Origin of the sequence: Streptomyces sp. NPDC046870, from assembly GCF_040704595.1 — a bacterium.
Taxonomy (GTDB): Bacteria; Actinomycetota; Actinomycetes; order Streptomycetales; family Streptomycetaceae; genus Streptomyces; species Streptomyces argyrophylli.
Genome location: NZ_JBEYXM010000019.1, coordinates 137509 through 159891, shown reverse-complemented (window position 1 = coordinate 159891; position 22383 = coordinate 137509). Strand labels below are relative to the sequence as shown.

Annotated in this window: 23 protein-coding genes; 15 read left to right on the top strand and 8 right to left on the bottom strand. The window is 73.3% G+C overall.

Annotation, left to right across the window (positions count from 1 at the left end; all coding sequences use genetic code 11):
• Positions 1–91 precede the first annotated feature (91 nt).
• Positions 92–796 carry an SDR family oxidoreductase gene (locus tag AB0946_RS30935; protein WP_366763963.1) on the bottom strand — a complete coding sequence of 235 codons (705 nt, stop codon included), beginning with the start codon at positions 794–796 and terminating at the stop codon, positions 92–94.
• A gap of 607 nt (positions 797–1403) precedes the next feature.
• Here AB0946_RS30935 and AB0946_RS30930 point away from each other — a divergent pair.
• Entirely contained in the window at positions 1404–2201 is a 798-nt protein-coding gene (locus AB0946_RS30930) for an SAM-dependent methyltransferase (protein WP_366763962.1), read from the top strand.
• Between the two features lie 329 nt (positions 2202–2530).
• Positions 2531–4009, top strand: coding sequence for a glutamate--cysteine ligase (locus AB0946_RS30925; RefSeq protein WP_366763961.1), 1479 nt, complete (start codon positions 2531–2533; stop codon positions 4007–4009).
• 50 nt (positions 4010–4059) lie between these two features.
• On the opposite strand, the gene AB0946_RS30920 is transcribed toward AB0946_RS30925, so the two are convergent.
• Positions 4060–4452: a helix-turn-helix domain-containing protein gene (locus AB0946_RS30920; RefSeq protein ID WP_366763960.1), complete on the bottom strand. Its 393-nt coding sequence runs from the start codon at positions 4450–4452 to the stop codon at positions 4060–4062.
• A gap of 130 nt (positions 4453–4582) precedes the next feature.
• Here AB0946_RS30920 and AB0946_RS30915 point away from each other — a divergent pair, with 130 nt between their 5' ends.
• On the top strand, positions 4583–5233 hold the full coding sequence (locus AB0946_RS30915) for an NAD(P)H-dependent oxidoreductase (RefSeq protein WP_366763959.1): 651 nt from the start codon (positions 4583–4585) through the stop codon (positions 5231–5233).
• Between the two features lie 79 nt (positions 5234–5312).
• Here the strand turns inward: AB0946_RS30915 and AB0946_RS30910 are convergent, their stop codons facing one another.
• Positions 5313–6074: a cache domain-containing protein gene (locus AB0946_RS30910; RefSeq protein ID WP_366763958.1), complete on the bottom strand. Its 762-nt coding sequence runs from the start codon at positions 6072–6074 to the stop codon at positions 5313–5315.
• Between the two features lie 37 nt (positions 6075–6111).
• Positions 6112–6858, bottom strand: coding sequence for a GntR family transcriptional regulator (locus tag AB0946_RS30905; protein ID WP_366763957.1), 747 nt, complete (start codon positions 6856–6858; stop codon positions 6112–6114).
• Positions 6859–6962: 104 nt separating this feature from the next.
• Here AB0946_RS30905 and AB0946_RS30900 point away from each other — a divergent pair, with 104 nt between their 5' ends.
• The 8 genes from AB0946_RS30900 (at position 6963) to AB0946_RS30865 (ending at position 13731) form a co-directional block, all read left to right on the top strand.
• Positions 6963–7994 (top strand): ABC transporter ATP-binding protein, encoded by a 1032-nt coding sequence (locus AB0946_RS30900; RefSeq protein ID WP_366763956.1) that lies wholly within the window; start codon positions 6963–6965, stop codon positions 7992–7994.
• Between the two features lie 28 nt (positions 7995–8022).
• Positions 8023–9222, top strand: coding sequence for an ABC transporter substrate-binding protein (locus tag AB0946_RS30895; protein ID WP_366763955.1), 1200 nt, complete (start codon positions 8023–8025; stop codon positions 9220–9222).
• A gap of 3 nt (positions 9223–9225) precedes the next feature.
• Positions 9226–10119 (top strand): ABC transporter permease, encoded by an 894-nt coding sequence (locus tag AB0946_RS30890; protein ID WP_366763954.1) that lies wholly within the window; start codon positions 9226–9228, stop codon positions 10117–10119.
• A 41-nt stretch (positions 10120–10160) separates the two neighbouring features.
• Entirely contained in the window at positions 10161–10976 is an 816-nt protein-coding gene (locus AB0946_RS30885) for an ABC transporter permease (protein WP_366763953.1), read from the top strand.
• A 60-nt stretch (positions 10977–11036) separates the two neighbouring features.
• Complete coding sequence (locus AB0946_RS30880) at positions 11037–11318, top strand: hypothetical protein (RefSeq protein WP_171150319.1); 282 nt, start codon at positions 11037–11039, stop codon at positions 11316–11318.
• Between the two features lie 69 nt (positions 11319–11387).
• On the top strand, positions 11388–12170 hold the full coding sequence (locus AB0946_RS30875; RefSeq protein ID WP_366763952.1) for a DUF2071 domain-containing protein: 783 nt from the start codon (positions 11388–11390) through the stop codon (positions 12168–12170).
• Positions 12167–12709, top strand: a complete 543-nt coding sequence (locus AB0946_RS30870; RefSeq protein ID WP_366763951.1) for a hypothetical protein — start codon at positions 12167–12169, stop codon at positions 12707–12709. Before AB0946_RS30875 ends, AB0946_RS30870 begins: the two co-directional genes overlap by 4 nt.
• A gap of 140 nt (positions 12710–12849) precedes the next feature.
• A complete protein-coding gene (locus tag AB0946_RS30865) occupies positions 12850–13731 on the top strand; it encodes a DMT family transporter (protein WP_366763950.1) in 882 nt (293 codons plus the stop codon).
• Positions 13732–13764: 33 nt separating this feature from the next.
• Here AB0946_RS30865 and AB0946_RS30860 read toward each other — a convergent pair whose 3' ends face one another.
• From AB0946_RS30860 to AB0946_RS30850, 3 genes are all read right to left on the bottom strand, one after another.
• Positions 13765–14247, bottom strand: coding sequence for a carboxymuconolactone decarboxylase family protein (locus AB0946_RS30860; protein ID WP_366763949.1), 483 nt, complete (start codon positions 14245–14247; stop codon positions 13765–13767).
• Between the two features lie 75 nt (positions 14248–14322).
• Positions 14323–15882 (bottom strand): alpha/beta fold hydrolase, encoded by a 1560-nt coding sequence (locus AB0946_RS30855; protein WP_366763948.1) that lies wholly within the window; start codon positions 15880–15882, stop codon positions 14323–14325.
• On the bottom strand, positions 15879–17012 hold the full coding sequence (locus tag AB0946_RS30850; protein ID WP_366763947.1) for a serine hydrolase domain-containing protein: 1134 nt from the start codon (positions 17010–17012) through the stop codon (positions 15879–15881). Before AB0946_RS30850 ends, AB0946_RS30855 begins: the two co-directional genes overlap by 4 nt.
• A 388-nt stretch (positions 17013–17400) precedes the next feature.
• Here AB0946_RS30850 and uppS point away from each other — a divergent pair, with 388 nt between their 5' ends.
• Together uppS and AB0946_RS30840 are read left to right on the top strand one after the other, a co-directional pair.
• Positions 17401–18147, top strand: coding sequence for a polyprenyl diphosphate synthase (gene uppS / locus AB0946_RS30845; protein WP_366763946.1), 747 nt, complete (start codon positions 17401–17403; stop codon positions 18145–18147).
• Positions 18144–19616 carry an oxygenase MpaB family protein gene (locus AB0946_RS30840; RefSeq protein WP_366763945.1) on the top strand — a complete coding sequence of 491 codons (1473 nt, stop codon included), beginning with the start codon at positions 18144–18146 and terminating at the stop codon, positions 19614–19616. Before uppS ends, AB0946_RS30840 begins: the two co-directional genes overlap by 4 nt.
• A 27-nt stretch (positions 19617–19643) precedes the next feature.
• On the opposite strand, the gene AB0946_RS30835 is transcribed toward AB0946_RS30840, so the two are convergent.
• Positions 19644–20516, bottom strand: coding sequence for an SGNH/GDSL hydrolase family protein (locus tag AB0946_RS30835; protein ID WP_366763944.1), 873 nt, complete (start codon positions 20514–20516; stop codon positions 19644–19646).
• Between the two features lie 373 nt (positions 20517–20889).
• On the opposite strand from AB0946_RS30835, the gene AB0946_RS30830 reads away from it, so the two are divergent.
• The gene (locus AB0946_RS30830) at positions 20890–21045 is read left to right on the top strand and encodes a DUF6131 family protein (protein ID WP_014676832.1); all 156 of its coding nucleotides are present in this window, start codon (positions 20890–20892) and stop codon (positions 21043–21045) included.
• Positions 21046–21501: 456 nt separating this feature from the next.
• Complete coding sequence (locus tag AB0946_RS30825; protein ID WP_366763943.1) at positions 21502–22272, top strand: polysaccharide deacetylase family protein; 771 nt, start codon at positions 21502–21504, stop codon at positions 22270–22272.
• Positions 22273–22383 lie beyond the last annotated feature (111 nt).

Below are 22383 nucleotides of genomic sequence, written 5' to 3'. Positions count from 1 at the left end.
TGCCATGGCTCCGCCATGGCGCCCTCCTCCGCCTTGCGATGCACGGCACCAGACCCCGCTCCCTGATCCGGCCTGATCCAAACGAAAGACCCTAGGCCGACAGCTGGGGGTACAGCGCGGCCGGGTCTGCGGAGAGTCCCGCCTTGACCTGTCGGCTGATGTCGTCCGCCAGCACCTCGTACGTCCCGGCCTCCACACCGTCGAGGGCGAGCGCGGCGACGTCCCGCGGGGCGGACTTGGGCCCGTCCACGTGTGCGGCCATGTCGGTGTCGACGTAGCCGACGTGCAGTCCGGTGACCCCGATGCCCCGGTCCTTCAGCTCCAGGCGGAGCGAGTTGGTCTGCGACCACAGGGCCGCCTTGGTCGCGCTGTACGAGCCGGCGATGCCGATCCAGGACAGGACGGAGTGGACGTTGAGGAGGTGTCCGCCGCCGTTGCGCTCGATGGCCGGCACGAAGGCGCGGGTGACCAGCAGCGGTCCGTAGAAGTTGGTCTCGAACTCACGGCGCACGTCCTCCAGCGGGGCGTCCAGGAAGGAGTGCGCGCCGACCGAGATGCCCGCGTTGTTGACCAGGACGGTGACGTCCCCGGCCTGCGCCGCCGCTGCCGCGACGGACGCGGGGTCGGTGACCTCCAGCGCGAGAGGTACGGCGTCGGGGTGCGTGACGCTGCGCGGGTCGCGGGCCGTGGCGTACACCTTGGCGGCGCCCCGGGCGTACAGCTCCTCCACCAGCGCCTTGCCCAGACCACGGCTGCCGCCGGTGACCAGCGCGACAGAGTTCTTGATCGACGTCATGTCTCTCTCCAACCTTGGAAACCGATCTGTTTCCGCCACCGTAAACCGATCGGTTTCCAGAGGCAAGCCCATCAAGGCACGCATGTGTGGGCGTGCGCCACGGACGGGCTGGTGCGGATGCCTCTGCCGGTACGGATCCACCGGGCGGCGTGACCGGACGACTCGGGCGGGCCGCATGACCGGGCGGCGTGACCGGGCGACTCGGGTGGGCCGCGTGACCCGGTGGTGCGAGCGGGCGGTGTCCGGCGGGGCGGGGAACGGCCCGAGCGCATGGATTCACCGTTCCCCGCGCCCGCCGGACCGGCCCGCCACCGCCGCGCGGCGGGGCGACGTGCCGGTCCGTGGGGTCCGCCCTCGGCGGACGTGCCGGGATCCCGGTCCTGTTCCGACCCTGCGGCGCCGGGCCCGTGCGGGCCAGCCGGAAGGGTCCGGCCGGGTGAGGCGCCGCACGCGCGGCGCGGGTCCGGCACCGGCGGCCCGCTCCCCACGCGGCACCGGTAACCTGCGGGAACTCCCGACGCGATGACCGAAGTTGAGCGGTGATGTGGGAAGCTGTGCCCGGCCGTGCGCGGACCCGGGCCGTGAGGGTCGTCGAGAGGAGCTCAGCGTGACACAGGACGGCTTCGAGGCCGTGGGCATCGACACCAGCAAACCGCATCCCGCGCGGATCTACGACTACCTGCTGGGCGGCAAGGACAACTACGAGGTGGACCAGCAGGCCGGCGACCGACTCGCCGCCGCGGCACCCGAGGCGCGGATCGGTGTACGCGCCAACCGGGCCTTCCTGCAGCGCGCCGTCCGCTACGTCGTCGGCGGCGGGGTCCGCCAGATCCTGGACATCGGCACCGGACTGCCCACCTCGCCCAACGTGCACGAGGTCGCGCAGTCGGTGGCCCCGGACGTCCGCGTGGCCTACGTCGACAACGACCCGATCGTGGCCGCGCACGGCAACGCCCTGCTCAGCCGGTCCGGCACGACCCGCATCATCCTGGGCGACGTGCGGGAACCGCGGTCCGTCCTGGACCACCCCGACGTCCGCCAGCTCATCGACTTCGACCAGCCGGTCGCCCTGCTCCTCGTCGCCGTCCTGCACTTCCTCACCGACGAGGACCGGCCCGCCGAGATCGTCGCCACCCTGCGCGACGCGTTGCCCGCGGGCAGTTTCCTGGTGCTCTCGCACGCCACCGGCGACTTCGCCGACCGCAGCGCCGCACAGGCCGTGTACTCCAACGCGACCGCCTCCCTGAACCTGCGCACCCGCGCGGAGGTGGAGCGGTTCTTCGAGGGCTTCGACCTCGTCGAACCCGGCCTGGCCCAGGTGCCCTTCTGGCGCCCGGACACCCCGCCGCCGCCCCACTCGGCACAGATCGGCTTCTACGGCGGCGTGGCCCGCAAGACCACCTGACCGACGGGCCCGCGCACGGTCCTCGCGGTGCGCGGGTACGCGGGTGCACGGGCCGACGGCGCGGCAGCGGCCGGCCCCGTGGCCGCACCACGGCGCGGGGCCGCCGCCGACCGGCCGGGTCGTTCCGGTGGCCTCGCCCGGTTCGCCGACGGCTTCCCGACCCGCTCGTGCGTACGGCCTCGGCGGGGCCGAGCCGGAACCCCGCCCGCCGCACCCCCCTTCCGAGGCCGGGCCGAGTCTCCCGCCCCCGGCTCCTCGTCCGCATGGTGGCCGTCCGCCGCTGGTGCCACGCTGGGGGGAGAGGTCCGACGAGGGACGCTGGAGGGTCGATGGGGCGTGACGTCCCGGCGCTCGTCTTCACCCGCGAGGACCGCCGCCGGTACCGGATCAAGATGCAGGAGTGCCTGGACGCCTTCGCGCAGATGCTCCGTGAGGCACGGTTCGAGTCGGAGCGGCCACAGGTCGGCCTGGAGATCGAGCTGAACCTGGTCGACGACGACGCCGAGCCGGCGATGCGGAACACCGATGTACTGGAGGCGATCTCCGACCCGGCCTGGTCCACCGAGCTGGGCCGGTTCAACCTGGAGATCAACGTGCCGCCCCGGCGGCTGACGGCGGGCGGACCGGACGCCTGGGAGTCGGAGATCCGGGCCGCGCTGAACCACGCCGACCAGCGGGCCCGCTCGGTCGGCACCCGCCTGCTCATGGTCGGCATCCTGCCCACGCTGCGGCAGGAGGACATCGGCGAGGACACCCTGTCGGAGAACCCCCGCTACCGTCTGCTCAACGACCAGGTCTTCGCGGCCCGCGGCGAGGACCTGCGCATCGAGATCGACGGAGCCGACCGGCTGCGCACCTACGCGGACACGATCACCCCGGAGGCCGCGTGCACGAGCACGCAGTTCCATCTCCAGGTGTCCCCCGAGGACTTCGCCGGTTACTGGAACGCGGCGCAGGCGATCTCCGGGGTGCAGGTGGCGCTCGCGGCCAACTCCCCGTTCCTGTTCGGCAAGGAGCTGTGGCACGAGACGCGCATCCCGCTGTTCGAGCAGGCCACCGACACCCGCCCGGAGGAGATCAAGGTCCAGGGTGTACGGCCCCGGGTGTGGTTCGGTGAGCAGTGGATCAACAGCGTCTTCGATCTGTTCGAGGAGAACCTGCGGTACTTCCCGGCCCTCCTGCCCCTGTGCGACGACCAGGACCCGGCGGAGACGCTGGACCGCGGCGACGTCCCCGAGCTGCCCGAACTGACCCTGCACAACGGCACGATCTACCGCTGGAACCGGCCGGTCTACGCCGTCGCGAACGACCTGCCGCACATCCGGGTGGAGAACCGGGTGCTGCCCGCCGGCCCGACCGTGGCCGACACCCTCGCCAACGGCGCCTTCTACTACGGCCTCACCCGGGCCCTGGTGGAGGAGGACCGTCCGGTGTGGTCGCGGATGTCCTTCTCGGCCGCCCGGGACAACCTGCACGCAGCCGCCCGGCACGGCATCGACGCGCGGCTGTACTGGCCCGGGATGGGCGAGGTGCCGGTGCCGGAGCTGGTGCTGCGGCGGCTGCTGCCGCTCGCGCACCGCGGGCTGGAGCAGTCGGGCATGGACGCGGCCTGGCGGGAGCCGTTGCTCGGCGTCATCGAGCAGCGCTGCGTCACGGCACGCAACGGAGCGGTGTGGCAGAAGGAGACGTTCCACCACCTCGCCGGCACGACGCACGCCGGCCGGCACGAGGTGCTGCGCCGGATGACCCAGGTGTACATCGACTACATGCATCTCAACGCGCCGGTGCACACCTGGCCGGTCGACTGACGCGGGCCCTGGCACCGCGCCCCGATCCGGCCTGACCCGAACGCAGGACCCTAGCCCCGCGCCCCGGCCGGACGTTCCAGGTTCGCCTCGGTGCATCCCGACGCCTCCGGCAGGTAGGCCTTGGCCCAGTCCGCCAGTTTGCGCAGGGCGGGCTCCAGGGCGGCGCCGGACTCGGTCAGCCGGTAGGACACGCGCAGCGGCGGCCCCTCGTCGACCTCGCGCAGGACGAGGCCGGCCGCGCCGAGCTCGGCGAGCCGGTCGGAGAGCATGCGCTCGCTGATGCCGGGGATGGCCCGCCGCAGGTCGGCGAAGTACGCGGGCTGTTCGACGAGGACGGCCACGATCGGGCCACTCCAGCGTTTGCCGAGCAACTGGAAGACCCGGGTGATGCCGTCGTCCACCCGTTTGCACGCCGCGCTGTCGTGGTTCTGCTCCGCCGCCATGGCCCCAGCTTACTACCCCGCCGTAGGGGGCTGAGAAAAAGTAAGTGAGTGTGTTAAACATAGTTCTGAACGAAACGTGAGCCGGCACCTCGGTGTCAGGCTGTCCTGCCTTATTTCAGGAGAAATCCGCATGCCTACCCTGCTGCACATCGACTCGTCCGTGTTCTCGACCGAGGCGTCGGCTTCCCGCGCCGTGACGGAGACCTTCCGCAAGCACTGGGAGGAGCAGCACCCCGGCGGCACGGTCGTCTACCGCGACCTGGCCGCGGAACCCGTGCCGCACCTCTCGGCGGAGGCGCACGTCGCCGGCTTCGTCCCCCCGTCCGCGCACTCGCCCGAGCAGGCCGCCGTCTTCGCGGAGCGCGTCAAGCTGATCGAGGAGCTGGAGCAGGCCGACGCGGTGCTGATCGGCGCCCCGATGTACAACTACACGATCCCGTCGACCCTGAAGGCCTGGCTGGACAACGTGATCCTGTTCGGCCGCACCGCGGGCGAGACCCCGTCCGCCAAGGGCACCCCGGTCACCGTCGTCGCCAGCCGCGGCGGCTCCTACGCGCCGGGCACCCCGCGCGAGGGGTACGAGTACGTCCAGAACTACCTCACGGCCGTCCTCGCCGACGCCCTGGGCCTGGACCTGGACTTCATCGTCCCGGAGCTGACCATGGCCCCGCAGAACCCGGCGATGGCCGAGCTGATCCCGCTGTACGAGGCCTCCCGGGACCAGGCCCACGCCGCCGCGGCCGACAAGGCCAAGCAGCTCGCGGAGCGCCTCGCGGCCTGACGCCGGCCGTACCGCACGACGGACCCCGGGCACGGGCGGCCCGGGGTCGCGCGCGTGCGCGGGGCCGGCCGGAGAGCGCTCAGGCGAGCACCAGCACCAGCGGCACGCCCGGGCACGGCACCAGCCGCAGGCCGTCGTACCCGGCGGGCCGCCCAGCGGTGAGGAGCTCGCCGAAGTCCGGGCCCTTGGTGAGGGAGCCGGCCAGGTGGGCGGGGTCGGCGGAGGCGGCGACCCGGCCGCGCGCGTTCACCAGGCGGGCCGGCCGGGACAGGCGGCGCAGCAGCGGGAGCACGGCCGCCTCGAAGTGCCGCAGGTACACGTCGGCCGCGGCGACCCCGGCGAACCGCCCCTCGCTCCACACCGGTTCGGACAGCGTGAGGCTGTACTCGTCGGAGCAGAGGTAGTCCACGTACGGTCCGGCGACGGCCCGGCGCCCGGTGTCCCGGGGCAGCGCGAACCAGTCCCAGTGCGTGTAGTCGGAGTAGGCCGACCGACCGGGGTCGAGATCGAGGAGAAGCGGGCGTACGGCGCCGTCGGCGGCCGCCTGCCACCACTCCAGCCAGGCCGGCACGTCGGTCAGCAGGCCGGGGGCGGCGACGAAGCCGGCGCCGGAGACCAGTTCCTCGTGGTTCAGGCGCAGATGGAGACCGGGGCGCAGTGCGGCGAGGTCGCGGCTGGCGGGCCGGCGCCCCTCGGCGGCCACCCGCTCCAGCAGGGCCGCGGTGTCGGCACGGGTGGCGGCGACCGACGCGAAGACGGCCTCCAGCGCGCCGCACACCCGCGCGGCCACCCACGCCTCCTGATCCGTCGCGGCAGTGGCCGGCCCGGCGCTGACGCCCATGTGTCCTCCAGCGGACGAAGAACCGGACGCGGCGCGGTCAGAGGGTGAGACGTACGGCGACGAGCCGCCCCGTCGCCTCCCTGACGCACCGCTCGGCCAGCGTGCCGGCCGTTTCGTGGGCCCCATCCTGCACGGCGGAGATGACGGCGCGATGACGGTCCGCAACTTCTTCACGACATGCGTCGTCGGCGAGGACGAGGCAGAGCAGGGCGCCGACCTCGCTCTGCAGGGCGACCTGTTCGCGGGTGAGCCGGGCGGACTGCGCGGCGGCGGCGAGCTCGACGTGGAAGCGGCCGTACAGCCGGCTGCGCGCCGCCGCGTCCTCGGCGTGGCCCAGCTCCTCGGCCGTGCGGCGCAGGGGGTGGAGGTCCGCGGGTTCGGTGCGCTGGGCGGCGAGCCGGGCGGCGGCTCCGGACAGGGCGGCCCAGTGGTCGCCGAGGTCCCGCAGCTCCTCGGTGCTCCAGCCGCGCAGCCGCGCCCTGAGCCGGTCGTCGGCGGGCACCTCGGGCAGCGAGACGAAGCTGCCCCCGCCGCGGCCCCGGCGGGTGGTGAGCAGGCCCTGCTGCCGCAGTGCCATGAGCGCCTCGCGCAGGGTGACCGTGGAGACACCGAGCTGTCCGGCCAGTTCGCTCTCGCCGGGGAGCTGTTCGCCGTCGGCGAGGAGGCCCAGCTCTATGGCGTCGCCGAGGCGGCGGACGACGGCGTCCACGCGGGCCCGGCTGTCCACCGGGCTGAAGACCGCCTTGCGGGCGCCTCCGTCGGTCTCGTGCTGCCTCACGGCCATCACCTCGTGCGTTGACTCAAGCTTTACCTTAAGGGGACCTTGAGCTATGACCTATGACTTCATATGTTTACGGTCAACGATCAGCGCGCCAGAAAGGTTCCCGTATGGAGGGAATGGCGATCCGGCTCCAGGGTCTGCGGAAGTCGTTCGGCGGCACCACCGCCGTCGACGGGGTCGACCTGGAGATACGGGACGGCGAGTTCTTCTCGATGCTCGGCCCGTCCGGCTCCGGAAAGACGACGGTGCTGCGGCTCGTCGCCGGGTTCGAGACCCCGGACCAGGGCCGGATCGAACTCGCCGGGCAGGAGGTCACCGGCCTCGCCCCGTTCGAGCGGGACGTGCACACCGTCTTCCAGGACTACGCGCTGTTCCCGCACATGACGGTCGAACAGAACGTCGCCTACGGGCTGAGGATCCGCCGGACCCCCAAGGCGGAACGCCTGGTCCGCGCCCGCAAGGCGCTGGCCGAGGTCCGCCTCGAAGGCTACGGCCAGCGGCGGCCCTCCCAGCTCTCCGGCGGTCAGCGCCAGCGGGTCGCGCTCGCCCGCGCGCTCGTCGGCCGTCCCCGCGTCCTGCTGCTGGACGAACCGCTCGGCGCGCTCGACCTGAAGCTGCGCGAGCAGATGCAGGTCGAACTCAAGGCCATCCAGCGCGAGGTGGGCATCACCTTCGTCTTCGTCACCCACGACCAGGAGGAGGCCCTGACGATGAGCGACCGGATCGCCGTCTTCGACCAGGGCCGCGTCGCCCAGGTCGGCACCCCCGCGGAGATCTACGAACGCCCCGCGACCCCCTTCGTCGCCTCCTTCGTCGGCACCTCCAACCTGCTCGAAGGCGAGGCGGCCCACCGGATCACCGGCACGGCCGGCACGTACAACATCCGTCCGGAGAAGATCCGCGTCCTGAAGGAGGCCGCCGAGGCCGACGAGCCCGGGCACGCCACGGCCACCGGCACCGTCGCCGAGGTCGTCTACCTCGGCGACGCCACCCGCTTCCTGGTCGACCTGGACGGCGGCGGCCGGCTCACCGCGCTCCAGCAGAACCTGGAGACCTCCTCCGCGGACGTCGCCGCCTACCGCGGCACCCGGGTCCGCCTGCAGTGGCACCGCCGGCACGCCGTCCGGCTCCCCTCCTGACACCGTCCCCCTCCCCCTGGAGAACGCCGTGCGTCTCACCCGTACCCTGCGTGCCTCGGCCGTCTGCGCCGCCGCGCTGCTGCTCGCCACCGCCTGCGACTCCTCCGGCTCCGGCGGCACCTCCGCCACCGGCCTCAACCCGCCCGACCTCGAGGCCCCCGCGAAGCTCGGCAGGACGGAGGGCCAGGTCAACCTCGTCGCCTGGGCCGGCTACGTCGAGGACGGCTCCAACGACCCCAAGGCGGACTGGGTCTCCGGCTTCGAGAAGCAGACGGGGTGCCAGGTCCACTCGAAGGTCGCCGCCAGCTCGGACGAGATGGTCAAGCTGATGAAGACCGGCGAGTACGACGCCGTCTCCGCCTCCGGCGACGCCTCGCTGCGCCTGATCGCCTCCGGTGACGCGGCCCCCGTCAACACCGCTCTGGTCCCCAACTACAAGGACGTCTTCAGCGGGTTGAAGAACGGTGCCTGGAACTCCGTCAAGGGGAAGATGTACGGCATCCCGCACGGCCGGGGCGCCAACCTGCTGATGTACGACACCGCCAAGGTGAAGCCCGCGCCCACCTCCTGGTCCGCCGTCTTCGACGACGCCGCCCGGTACAAGGGGCACGTCACCGCCTACGACTCGCCGATCTACATCGCCGACGCCGCCCTGTACCTCAAGGCCACCAGGCCCGAGTTGAAGATCAAGGACCCGTACGCGCTCGACCAGAAGCAGTTCGACGCCGCCGTGGCCCTGCTGAAGCGGCAGAACGCGAACGTCGGGGAGTACTGGAGCGACTACCTGAAGGAGGTCTCCGCCTTCAAGAGCGGGGACTCGGTGGTCGGCACGACCTGGCAGGTCATCGCCAACCTCGCCGCCTCCGAGGGCGCGAAGGTCAAGGCGCTGGTGCCGAAGGAGGGTTCGACCGGCTGGTCGGACACCTGGATGGTCTCCGCCAAGGCCAAGCACCCCAACTGCGCCTACAAGTGGCTGGACTGGATCGTCTCCCCCAAGGTCAACGCCCAGGTCGCCGAGTACTTCGGCGAGGCTCCCGCCAACGCCAAGGCGTGCGCGGAGACCAGCGACAAGAACTTCTGCACGGTCTACCACGCCGCCGACGAGAGCTACTGGAAGAAGATCGCGTTCTGGAACACGCCCATCGAGCAGTGCCTCGACGGCCGCACGGACGTCCGTTGCGTCCCGTACGCCAAGTGGGTGCAGGCCTGGACCGAGATCAAGGGCTGAGCCGTGACGACCGATCTGCCGACCGCCGCCGGCCGGGGCACCGTCCGGCGGCTCGCCGGAACCCTGCACCGCAGACCCCGGCTGCGGCTGGCCCTCCTGCTCGCCGCCCCGCTGCTGTGGCTCGCCGTCCTCTACCTCGGCTCGCTGGCGGTGCTGTTCGTCTCCGCCTTCTGGACGACGGACTCCTTCACCTCCCAGGTGGTGAAGGTGTGGTCGACGGACAACTTCCACGCGCTGTTCACGACACCGGTCTTCCGGCAGGTCGTCCTGCGCAGCGTCGGGGTGGCCCTCGCGGTGACCGCCCTGTGCGCGGTGATCGCCTTCCCGGTCGCCTTCTACACCGCGCGCGTGGCCCGGCCGAAGTGGCGTCCGCTGCTCGTCGTCGCCATCCTCACCCCGCTGTGGGCGAGTTACCTGGTCAAGGTGTACGCCTGGCGGCTGATCCTCTCGGAGGGCGGTCTCGCCGACTGGATGCTCGCGCCGTTCGGACTGAGCGGGCCCGGCTACGGCCTGCCCGCCACCGTCCTGACCCTGACCTACCTCTGGCTGCCGTACATGATCCTGCCGATCCACACGGCGCTGGAACAGCTCCCGGCCAACCTGCTCGACGCCTCCGCCGACCTCGGGGCACGGCCGGGGCGCACCTTCCGCTCGGTCGTCCTGCCCATGGTGCTGCCCTCGGTCGCCGCCGGCTCGGTGTTCACCTTCTCGCTCAGCCTCGGCGACTACATCACCGTGCAGATCGTCGGCGGCAAGACCCAGTTGATCGGCAACCTCGTCTACTCCAACATCGAACTCAACCTGCCCATGGCCGCCGCCCTCGGCACGGTGCCCGTGGCCGTCATCGTCCTGTACCTGCTGGCGATCCGCCGTACCGGCGCCCTGAACAGCCTGTGACCCGCCCGCACACCCGTCGGAAGCTGGAGAAGAAGAGCGCCATGCACCTCAGCCGCACCGCGCGCATCGCCCTGCGCATCGGCGCCGGGCTCGGCTTCGCGGTGATCTACGTCCCGCTGCTGCTCGTCCTGGTCAACTCCCTCAACCCGGACCGCAGCGCGAGCTGGCCGCCGCCGGGCCTCACCGTGCGCTGGTGGTCGGTGGCCGCGCACAACTCCGGTGCCCGCGAGGCCCTGTGGGTGTCGGTGAAGGCGGGGCTGGGGGCGACGGCCGTCGCGCTGGTCCTCGGCACGCTGATCGCGTTCGCCGTGGCCCGGCACCGCTTCTTCGGCCGGGACACGGTGTCCTTCATCGTGGTCCTGCCGATCGCGCTGCCCGGCATCGTCACGGGCATCGCCCTCAACTCGGCCTTCAGCACGGTGCTGGAGCCGCTCGGCGTGGGGCTGGGGCTGTTCACCGTGATCGTCGGACACGCCACCTTCTGCATCGTCGTGGTCTTCAACAACGTGGTGGCCCGGCTGCGCCGTACGTCCGGCTCGTACGAGGAGGCGGCCATGGACCTCGGCGCGACCAGCTTCCGCGCCTTCGTGGACATCACCTTCCCGCTGGTCCGCTCCGCGCTGCTGGCGGGCGGCCTGCTCGCCTTCGCCCTGTCCTTCGACGAGATCGTGGTCACCACGTTCACCGCGGGGCCGGGCATCGAGACCCTGCCCATCTGGATCTTCGGCAACATGACCCGGCCGCAGCAGGCGCCGGTGGTGAACGTCGTGGCCGCCGTCCTCGTCCTGCTGTCGGTGATCCCGATCTACCTCGCCCAGCGGCTGTCGGCGGACACGGCGACGTCCAGCCGGGTGTGAACGACGGCGACACCCGCGCGGTGCGGTCCCCGGGGCCCGGGCCGGTGCGAACCTGCGCCCATGAAGAACCCTCCCGCCATCACCCGTTACGTCGACCGGGTCACCGCCGGCCCGGGCGGCGCGATGACCGACGAGGTCGGCGTCATCACCGGCGACCTCACCGTCGCCACCATCCTGAGTTCCGACGGCCACAGCGTGCGCGTCGTCGTCCAGCACTCCGGCAGCGACACCTGGTACACGCTCACCGGCAGCCCCGCCCCCGTGCCCGCCGGGCAGCTCGCGGCCTACCACCGGGACCTGCTCGGCCGGATCCGCCGCGGGGGCGGCACCCGGGCCACCTGAACCGGCGCCCCCGGGCAGGCCGGACCGCTCCCCGGGTTTCGGCGCGGGCGCCCGGGGGATTCGGTGCGCGTGGTCTCGTACGGAGCAGAGCAGCGCGTGCGCCTGCCCGCGTTGTGGGCCGGCTGGCTGACCCAGACCTTCGTTCACTGGGCGTACCCGCCCGAAGAGGTCCAGCGGCTGCTGCCCGACGGACTGGTGGTGGACACGTTCGACGGCGCGGCGTGGGTGAGCCTCACCCCGTTCGTCATGGCCGACGTGCGCCCGCCGGGGCTCCCGCTCGCGCTGCCCTCGTTCCCCGAGACCAATCTGCGGACCTATGTGCGCGACCGGAGCGGCCGGGACGGGCTGTGGTTCCTGTCCATCGAGGTGTCCTCCCCGGTGATGCTGGCCGCCCGCGCGGTCGGGGTGCCGTACCACGTCGGCCGCCTGGCGGTGGCGCGCCGCGGGGACAGCGTGGTCTACACCGGCGCCCGGCGGGGCGGCGGGCCCTCGTACGAGGTGGCCGTCCGCCCGGGTGAGCCGGTCCGGCCCGGCGCCCGGGACGTGTGGCTGACCTCCCGGTGGCGGGCCTTCAGCCGGCGGCTCGGCGCGCTCTGGGAGACACCCGTGGAGCACGCGCCCTGGCCGGTGCGCGAGGCCCGGCTCGACTCCGTCGAGGAGACCCTCACCCGGGCGGCGGGGCTGCCACCGCCCACGACCGCGCCGCTCGTGCACTACTCGGACGGCGTGCACAAGGTACGCCTGGGCCTCTCGCACCCCGTACGGCCGGATCGCCGCCGGGGTGCCGGAGACGGTCCGCCGGACGCACCGCACCCACGACCCCACGGCACACACGAAGGAGGCGCGCGATGAACCGTCCCGCCACAACCGGCCCCCGGAGCACGGGCGGCGCCGACATGAAACTGCTCGGCATCTACCTCAACGACCACCTCGCCGGTGCCACGGCGGGTACCCAGCGGATCGGCCACCTGGTGCGGTCGACCCGGGGCTCCGCGCTCGGCAGGGCCCTCGGGCCGGTCGCCGCGGAGATCGACGAGGACCGCGCGGCACTGCTGGACATCATGCGGGACCTGGACGTGCCGGTGCGGCGCGCCAAGGTCTACGCGGGCTGGACGGCCGAGAAGGTGGGGCGCCTGAAGCTGAACGGCCGTCTGGTACGGCGTTCCCCGCTCAGCACGGTCCTGGAGCTGGAGGCGATGCGGCTGGCGGTCGAGGGCAAGGCCGCGGGGTGGCTCACCCTGCGCCGGCTCGCCACGACCGACAAGCGCCTGGACCCCGGCCGGCTCGACACCCTCCTGGAACGGGCCCGGCGCCAGCAGGCCACCGTGGAGGAGTGGCGGGTGCGCCAGGCGGACACGGCCCTGCGTACGAAGGACGCGGCGACCGCGTGACCCCCCGGGGGCCGGCCGGCGGGTTCCGGCGCGCTCCGGCGCGAGGTGACTTCGGCCGATCCGCGGGGGACCGCCCGGTTCCGTAGGCTGGGAAGGTCCGTGACTCCCCCGGGAGACCGACCCGCAGGCAGGAGACGGTCGTGATCGAACTGGCCGCGGCGTTCGCCGTCGCGGGAGCGGCGAGCAACGCCGTGGGCACCGCCTTCCAGCGCAAGGCGGCGTCCGTCTCCCGGGGCAGCGGGATCCGGCTGGTCGCGGAGCTGGCACGCCGTCCGGCCTGGCTGATCGGCATGGCCGGGGTGGTCTGCGCCGCGGTGTTCCAGAGCCTCGCCCTGGTCAACGGCCCGCTCGCGCTGGTCCAGCCGCTCTTCATCCTGGAGCTGCCCTTCGCGCTGCTCGTCGCCGCCCCGCTGATGCGCCGGCGGCTGCCGCCCTGGGGCTGGTGGGGGGTGGGCGGCTGCGTGGCCGGGCTCGCCCTCCTGCTCGTCGCCGCCGCCCCGCACGGTGCCACCGACCAGGCCCGGCTCGTCCGCTGGGTCCCGGCCCTGTGCCTGTGTCTCGGCATGATGGCCGCGGCCGTCCTGCTGGCCGGCCGGGGCCGTCCGCCGGCCCGGCGCGCCGCGCTGCTGGCGGCCGCGTCCGCGACCGGCAACGCCCTGACCGCGGCCCTGCTGAAGTCGGCCTCCGGCACGTTCGCCGACCACGGTCTCGCGGAGTTCCTGCGGTCGTGGCAGACGTACGGCTTCGCGCTGGCCGGGGCGGCCTCCGTGATCCTGCTGGAGAACGCGCTGCAGGCCGGCCCGCTGGCCGCCGCACAGCCCGCGCTGACCATCGGCGACGCGGTGGTGAGCCTGGCCCTCGGCGTCTTCCTGTTCGGGGAGCGGATCCGGACGGGCTGGTGGCTCGTGCCGGAGGTGTGCGGGGCCCTGCTGATCGCGGCGGGCGTGCTGGTCCTCAGCCGGGCCGTCCAGCAGATCGTCGTCCTGCCGGTCCCGGCCCGGGAACGGCATCCCGCGACGTGAGGCGGCTCCCGGTCACCCGGAGGCCGCGTCGGCTCACTGCTCGGCCCGCACCCGGTGCCGGCTCATGACGGAGACCCGGTTGAAGGCGTTGATGGTGACGGCCACCCAGATCACCGCGGATATCTGGTCCTCGGTGAGGACGTCCCGCGCCGCGGCGTAGGCGGTGTCCTGGGCGGCGGTGTCGGCCGCGGCCGTGGTCGCCTCGGCGAGGGCCAGGGCGGCCCGCTCGGCGGGCGTGAAGAGGTCGGTGTCGCGCCAGGCGGCGAGCACGCCGAGGCGCTGCGGGGTGTCGCCGGCCCGCAGCGCCGCCCGGGTGTGCAGGTGCAGGCAGTAGGCGCAGCCGTTCAGCTGGGACACGCGGAGGTTGACCAGTTCCACCAGCACCCGGTCCAGGCCCGCGTCGGCGGCGACCGTGCGCACCGCCTCGGACGTCTGCACCAGCGCGTGGTACGCCTTGGGGCTCTGCTTGTCGATGTAGATCCGCCGGTCGGCGCCGGCCGGGACGGGACTGGTCAACCTGGGCTCCTCCGGGCGACAGATTTGTTGAACTTGAAACTATCACGACCGCTCCGGAGGGTGGGGCCCGGGTGGTCAGCCGGCGGGGCAGGTGAGGTCGCCGGGCGGGAGGTGGCCGGTCGCGAGGTAGGTGTTGACCGCGCCGTCCACGCACCGGCTGCCGTAGACGCCGTAGACCGCGTGCTGATCCGCGCCGCGCAGGGTCACCAGGCGGGAACTGGGCCAGGCGCTGCGCACCGCCTCGGCCATGGGGTAGACGGTGCGCGGGTCGCCGGTGGCGTTGACGAGCAGGGCCGGCAGGTCGTCGCGGACCGTCGTCGGACGTTCGCGCGGCGGGTCCCAGAACGCGCACGCGTTGATGTCGTACGTGACGGGCGCGAACAGCGTGTCCCGGCTGCCGGCGCGCCGCAGATCGCGCCAGTACGTCTCCGGGTCACGCGGCGCGGCCACGTCCCCGCAGAGGATGGCGGTCTGCGCGCTGCCGTACGAGGACTCGTGCCCGGTCAGCACGAACTCCAGCGCCGAGGCCAGCCACGGCGAGGGCGTGACCCGCCTGCCCTCGGCGGCCTGTCGCAGCTCCCGCACGCCCCGGGCGAAGTCGCCGTACGCCGTGGCGTTGTCCTGCGAGAGACCGTTGAAGAGCAGGACGGGCAGGACATGGTCGTCCACCCGGTACCCGCCGATGCTCAGGGGCGTGCGGGCGGCGGCCGACCGGACCCCCTCCACGGTGGCCAGGACGGCGCTCCCGGTGCGCCCCAGCCCGTAGGCCGCGTGGTGGGCGGCCGTCCAGTCGGCCCAGTCGCGCAGGGCGTGCCGGTTGGCCTCCTCCGTGCCCCGCAGCAGCCGCGGGCCGTACCGGGCGGGGTCGGCCACGCCGTCCAGGACGACCCGGCCGGTGCGCCGGGGGAACATCGTCGCGTAGACCTGGCCGAGGTAGGTGCCGTAGGAGTAGCCCAGGTAGGAGATCCTGCGCTCGCCCAGCGCCGCCCGGACCACGTCCATGTCGCGCGCGGTGTTCCGGGTGGTGGCGTACGGCAGCAGGTCACCCGCGTTTGCGCGGCAGCGGCGGGCGAGGTCTTCGGAGAGGGCGACGATGCGGTCGAAGCCGGCGCGTCCGGTGCCGGCGCCGCGGATCATGCTGCCGGTGGGCCAGTGGCAGTCCAGGGTGGTGCTCCGGCCCACGAAGCGGGGGTCCACGCCGACCACGTCGTAGCGTTCGGCGACGTCCTTCATGGCCCTGCGCACCCACGGCGGATCGCCGAGCGTCTGCCCGCCGGGGCCACCGCTGTTGAGCAGCAGCGCGCCGACGCGGTGGGCGGTGTCGGTGCCCCGGATCCGGGAGATCGCGACGGTGACCGTACGGCCCTCGGGGCGGGAGTAGTCCAGCGGCACGGTGACGTCGGCGCACCGGGCACCGGCCTGTTCGAGTTCCTTGCCGGTGGTGTCGTCGGGGCCGAGCCGGCAGCTCTTCCAGTGGAGGTGCTGGTGGTGGTAGCGGGCGAGGGGGTCGGCGGCCGGGCGGGCCGGGGCGGCCGGCGCGGGCGCGGTGCCCAGGGCCAGTGCGCCCGCGAGCGAGAGGGCGAGGGCCGCCGGGGCCCGGGACAGGAGGCGGCGCGGGAAGGTGGCGCGGGTCATACGGGGGTCCTTTCGGCGGACGGGCCCTCGCAGAGGGCTTTGTCGACGACGTCGAGGAAGTCCTGTTCGGCCTGGAGCGTGGCGGGCACCTCGTTCAGGGCCACGGCGACGGCGCGGCCGTCCGGACCGGTGGCGACCAGCGCCCGGTGCCCGCCGGGCACGGTCCCGGCGTGCCCCCACCAGGTGCCGCCGCAGGACAGTGGTGAGGAGATCAGGCCGAGCCCGTAGCGGGCGCCGGGCCAGAGCCGGTCGGGGTCGGCGGCCACCGTGCGCCGCATCTCGGCGCGTTGCGGTGCGGGCAGCAGCCGGCCGGTGAGCAGCGCCCGGGCGAACCGGGTCAGGTCGGCCGGCGTGGACACCAGGGCGCCACCGACCCCGCCGAAGGTCGTGTTCCAGGCGGTGCCGTCCGCCCGGCGGCCGTCCTCGGCGGTGAAGTAGCTGTGCGAGTAGGGGCTTCGGATGCGGGTCTGGTCACCTGGCCAGTACGTGTCGTGCAGCCCCAGGGGCGCGATGATCCGGCGGCTGATCTCGGTCTCCGGGCTGTGGCCGGTGACCTCGCGCACGATCAGCCCCGCGACGAGGTAGTTGGTGGTCGCGTAGTGCCAGGGGCGGTCCGGGCGCGGCAGCCGCAGGGCGCGGGCGACGAGCCGGCGCGGCTCGAAGTGGCGGTACCGCAGTCGTTCGATGTGCTGCCACTCGGGCGCGTCGAGGTAGTCGGGCAGCCCGCTGGTGTGCTGGAGGAGCTGCCGCACGGTGATCCGGCGGCCGTCGTACGCGCCACCGCGGATCAGGCCCGGCAGATACCGCTCGACGGGCGCGTCCAGGGACAGCCGCCGCTCGGCGGCCAGTTGGAGGACGACCGTCGCGGTGAACGTCTTGGTGACGCTGCCGGCGCGCAGCCGGTCGGTGGTGTTCATGGGGCGGCCGGTGCGCAGTTCGGCCACGCCGTCGGCCGCCGTCCAGCGGGCGCAGGGGGCGTCCGGGCCGGCGCCGGTGACGAGGACGGCGGCGCCGGGGATCCGGTCGTGCGCCACGAGGCGGTGCACGGACCGGCTCAGCGCCGGGTGCGGGCCACAGGCACCGGCCGGCTGGCGGGACGGCTGCGCGGCGGCGGCCGGACCGACGGCCATCAGGCAGGCCGTGGCCAGGGCCGCCAGGCCGGTACGCCGGCGCCGTGCGGAACCGGGCGGACGGGACGCGGAACCCGGCGGACGGCGGGACGCGGAATCGGATGGGCGACGGCGCGCGGATGTCGACGGGCGGGACACGGAACCCGGTAAGGAGATCGCCATGTCCCCTGACGCTAGGCACCGCCGGGGCCGCGCTCACTCCTGCGGGCAGGCGGTTCCGGGCGGGGCCCAGCACCAGCGCGCGCCGGGGGGCGGGCCCCCGCACGCGCCGCACACCACTCGGACATGCGTGCCAAGGGTGAACGGCGGGCGATGCGCCGTATCCGGAACGCGGGACTGACACCCTGGACGTGACGAGGGGGTCCGCTCATCGCTGCGGGGGGCAGGCGTGACGGTTGAGGGCAGCGGCCCGGCCCGGCGGACGCCGCGGCACGTGGCCTGCGTGATGGACGGCAACGGCCGCTGGGCGGCGCGGCGTTCGCTGCCGCGTACGTCGGGGCACCGCGCGGCGGAGACGACGGTGATCGACGTCATCGAGGCGGCCCGGACGGCCGGTGTCGAGTGGCTGAGCCTGTACGCGTTCTCCACCGAGAACTGGCAGCGCCCGAGCGCCGAGGTCGACTTCCTGATGCGGCTGGTCCGCCGCGTGGTGCGCAAACACGCCGCGCTGCTGCACGCGCGCGGGATCCGGTGCCGGTTCCTCGGGGTGGCGGATCCCCGTATCCCCCCGGCGCTGGCCCGGGACTTCGCCGATCTGATGACGCTGACCGGTGAGAACCGGGGCATGACGCTGACCGTCGCCTTCGACCACGGCGGGCGCCGGGACATCGTGGCGGCGGCACGGTCCCTGATCCGCAGCGGGGTGCCGGCCGAGGCCGTGGACGAGCGGAGCTTCGCCGCTCATCTGCCCTTCCCCGACACCCCCGACGTGGACCTCGTCATCCGGACCTCCGGGGAACAGCGCATCTCCAACTTCATGCTCTGGCAGGTCGCCTACGCGGAATGGACGTTCCCGCCGGTGCTCTGGCCCGACTTCCGCGCGCCGCACTTCATGGAGTGTTTGCGCGCCTACCAGCAGCGCGACCGCCGCTTCGGCGGCGTGGCGCCCGACACGAACGGAGAACGACGACCGTGACGGACACGGGCAGGGACGAGCCGAGGACCACCGGCACCGAGGCCACCGTCGGCCGGCTCTTCGGCGAGGGCGGCCAGTTCCACGCCTTCTTCAACGATCCGCGCTGGGCGCTGGCCGTCATCCGGGCGACCGTGCTGGAGGCGGCGCACCCGCAGATCGGCGGGGCCCTGATCGACAACTCCACGTTCGTGACGCACCCGTGGCGACGGCTGCGCAACACGGTCGTGAGCCTGCAGCGCATGTTCGGTCCCGACGACGGGGTACGGCACAGGGAGGCGGCCCGGCTCAACCGGCTGCACGCCCGGCTGAGCGGCACCGACGCGCGCGACCGGCCGTACGACGCGATGGACCCCGAGGTGCGGGCCTGGGTGGTGGCGACGCTCTTCGAGAGCAGCGTCACGATGTGCCGCCTGAGCGGCCAGCCCCTGGAACAGTGGGCGATCGAGCAGCTGTACGCCGAGTTCCGTGCGTACCTGGCCCTGTTGGACGGTGACGCCGGTCATCTCCCGCCCACCGTCCAGGAGTTCTGGACGTACTACGACCGGGTGGTCGAGGAGCGGCTGGAGAACACGGAGGCGATGCGTGTCATCCTCTACCGGCTCTTCGACCACCTGCCCGCGCCGCCGCTGCTGCACGGTCTGCCCACGCTGTGGGCGGCCGGCCGCGCGCTCGCCGGTCCGCTCATCGGTGTGATCACCGTGGCGTCCCTGCCGGAGCCCTTCCGGCGGCGCGCCGGACTTCCCGAGCTGCCCGGCGCCCAGACCCTGATGCAGAGCGCCTACCTGGCCGTCGGCCTCGCGCGGTTCCTGCCCGACGGCCTGCTCCGGGCCGACGCCGTCGTCGACCTGCTCTCCGTCTCCCTCGACAGCGACGACCCCCGGGCCCGCACCATCAGCGCGCTGCGGGACCGGATGAAGCGGGCCGGAGCCCTGGTCCGGCTGATCTCCCCCCTGCCGTCCCAGGAGCCGGACCCCGACGCGGGAAGCACGGCCCGGCGGAGCGCGGAGGAGTTCTTCGCGGCGGTGCTGGACCAGACCGGGGACGGATACCTGGACTGGCCCGACCTCGCCGCCATGGCCCGGGAACTCGCCGGCCGCCTCGACCTGGACGAGCCGGAGGAGACCCGGCTCTACGACGCCTTCGCCGGCTGGTGGCGGGAGCTCCAGGCGGCTCTCGACACCGACGGCGACGGACGTGTCAGCGCCGGGGAGTACGCGGCGGCCGTGCCGTCGCTCGCCGGCCCCGCCCTGATCAGGGTCGCCGAGGTCCTCTTCGACGTCACCGACGCGGACGGCGACCAGCGTGTCGACGCGGACGAGTACCGGGCGTTGTTCCGCACCGCGTTCCGGCGGGACATGGCCGGCGCGGACGGCACGTACGCGCGGGGCGCCTTCGTGCGGGACTTCCTGGCCTTCATGTCGGGCCGGGAGCGCTCCACTCCGTACGACCCGCTGCTCGCCGACGCCTGACCGGCGGCCCCGGCACGGTGGCGCCGGTCAGCCGAGGCCGAGCGTGCTCAGGGTGTGCTCGGCCATGCGCCGCTCGCCGAGGGCGTTGGGGTGGACGGGGACGACGTTCTGCCCGAACAGCAGCGGCTCGATCCAGCGGGTGCCGACGGCCTGGCAGGCGTCGTGTCCGGCCGAGACCTCGGAGAAGTCCACGTAGGTGGCTCCCGTCTCCTCGGCGGCGCGCCGGACCACGGCGTTGAGGTGCGCCTGGAGGGCGTGCAGGTAGGGCACGTCGCCGGTGGCGACGGGCAGCCTGACGAAGCAGGACGGGTCGGCGGTGGCGGGCGTGATCCACGGGTAGCCCAGCACCGCCACCCGGGCCCGGGGAGCCTTGGCCCGGACGCCGCGCAGCGCGGACTTCAGCGCGGGATAGGTGTGGGCGTCGATCTCGTCGTCGAAGGAGGTGCCGTACCGGTCCGCGCAGGGACTGCCCTTGCCGCCGCTGAGGACGCCGGCGGTGCCGCAGGCGGTGATGGCGTTGATGAAGGTGCCGTTGTCGTTGCCGCCGATGGTGAGGGTCACCAGGTCGGTGTCGGCGCCGACCGCGTCGGCCTGGGGTGCGACGCCGGGGTACTGGGCCTCGGTGAAGTCCTTGGTCTGGGCGGCGCCGCAGGTCACGTCCGTCAGCCGGGCCCCGGTCCGGGCGGCGATGACGTGGGGGTAGTTGGCCGTGGAGCGCAGACAGAGCGGGCTGCTGAGGTCGACGGGGAGGACACCGGAGGCGGCGCTGTAACTGTCGCCGAGGGCCGCGTAGTTCAAGGGTGCGGTGGCCTGGGCGGGGACCGCGCCGAGGCCGAGGACCAGTGCGCCGACGGCCGCGCAGGCAGCGGTGAGGACGCGGCGCGGGGTGGGTAGGGACATGCGGTGCTCTCCCCTCTCGGGACAGGACACGGGGCAGACGGGCATGGCGGCGCCAGGGACGGCGGTGCCGTAGGGACGGCGGTGCCGTAGGGACGGCGGTGCCTTGGACATGGTGGTGCCGTGGGCGTGGCGGGGCGTGGCGGCGCGGAGGGCTGGGGTGGGAGACGACGCGGACGGCGTACGGGAGGCGACCGCGGGGCGTGGGGGTGGCGGCGGGGTTACCGTGGGGTACTACCGCTAGGTAATGTGAGGCCGCCGCATCGCCGAGTCAACACGGTCGACAGAACTTCTTGAAAGTCGGAGCGTACTGATAGGACCGGCGTTTCGGGGGCACTCGAAGGGCAGGAGCCCCGTCATCGGCTGGAGGCACGCCATGATCGCCCTCGGCATCATCCTGCTCATCATCGGCTTCATCACCGGCATCTCGATCCTGTGGACCATCGGCGTCATCCTGCTGGTGGTGGGAGCCATCCTGTGGATCATGGGGTCCATGGGTCACGCGGTCGCCGGCCGCCGTCACTACTGGTGAAGGCCGCTCCGGATGAGCGGCCACCAATGAACCCTCCCGGCGGGCGCGCCCAGCGCCCGCCGGGCGGCGTACGCGGCCCCCGGCGTCCGAGCTGACCCGGGTCCGCGAACCCTGACGTCTCCCCCGGATGCCACGGCCCGTCAGCACCGGGCCCGGCGGTCACCGCCGGGCGCCCGGCGCACGCGTCCGTCGCCGCCCGCCGATGTCACGGCCCGGACAGCACCCCGTCGCTGATCCCGGCTCAGCGGCCCGCCGATCCCGTGGGGACAACCGGGCGGCCCCCCGCGACGGGCGACTGTCGCGGGCGCGCCCCGGAACTGTCCGTGATCCGTAACAGCGGGATCCCGCGCCCGGTCCCCGCCGTCCTGCCAGGTGCACCGGTTGCGCTGCGCGGAGCTTCGGCTCGGCAACGCACCGGCACGGCACAGGCATCGGCACGGCAGGGGGCGGACGGACATGGCGCGGCATGGTGGACGGGGTTGGTACGGCCGGGTGATCGCGGCGGCGGTGGGGGTCACGGCGGTCGCCGCCGCCACATCGGTGTGGACGGCACAGGCCGGCCAGACCGGCGGGCAGGCCGCACCGCGTGCCTCGGCCCGGGCCGAGGCACCTGAGGCGCGGCCTGTGTCCGTCACGATCGCCCACGCCTCCGACCGGGGCGCGCACGCGGTGAACATCACCATCGACGACGGCCCGGACCCGGTCTGGACCCCGCAGGTGCTCCAAGTGCTGCGTGACAACGGCGTGAAGGCGACGTTCTGCATGGTCGGCACCCAGGCCGAGGCGCACCCGGAGCTGGTCCGGCAGGTGGTGGCCGCCGGGCACCGGCTGTGCGACCACACGGTGTCGCACGACACCACCATGGACACCAAGTCCCCGGCGTACCAGGCGCAGCAGATCGTGGACGCCGAACGGCAGATCACCAAGGCGTCGGGCGGGGTGCGGCCGATGTACTACCGGGCCCCTGGCGGCGCGTTTACCCCGTACAGCCGGAAGCTGGCGGCCTCGCACGGGATGCGGCCGCTGGGCTGGAACGTCGACTCCAAGGACTTCGAGCGGCCGGGCAGCGACGCGATCATCGCGACCGTCGAGCGGGAGCTGCCGGGCGGGCCCACGCTCCTCTTCCACGACGCGGGCGGCGACCGCTCCCAGACGGTGACGGCCCTGCGCGCCCTGCTGCCCCGGCTGAAGCAGCAGGGGTACGCGTTCGGCTTCCCTGTGCGCTGATCCGGGCGGGCATTGCGCGGGGTGCGTCCCGCTGTCACGGAGGGGTGGCGCCCTCTTGTGGCGTGTTCATGCAGTCCCTAGCCTCCGATGTGTTGTGCACAGCGAAATCGT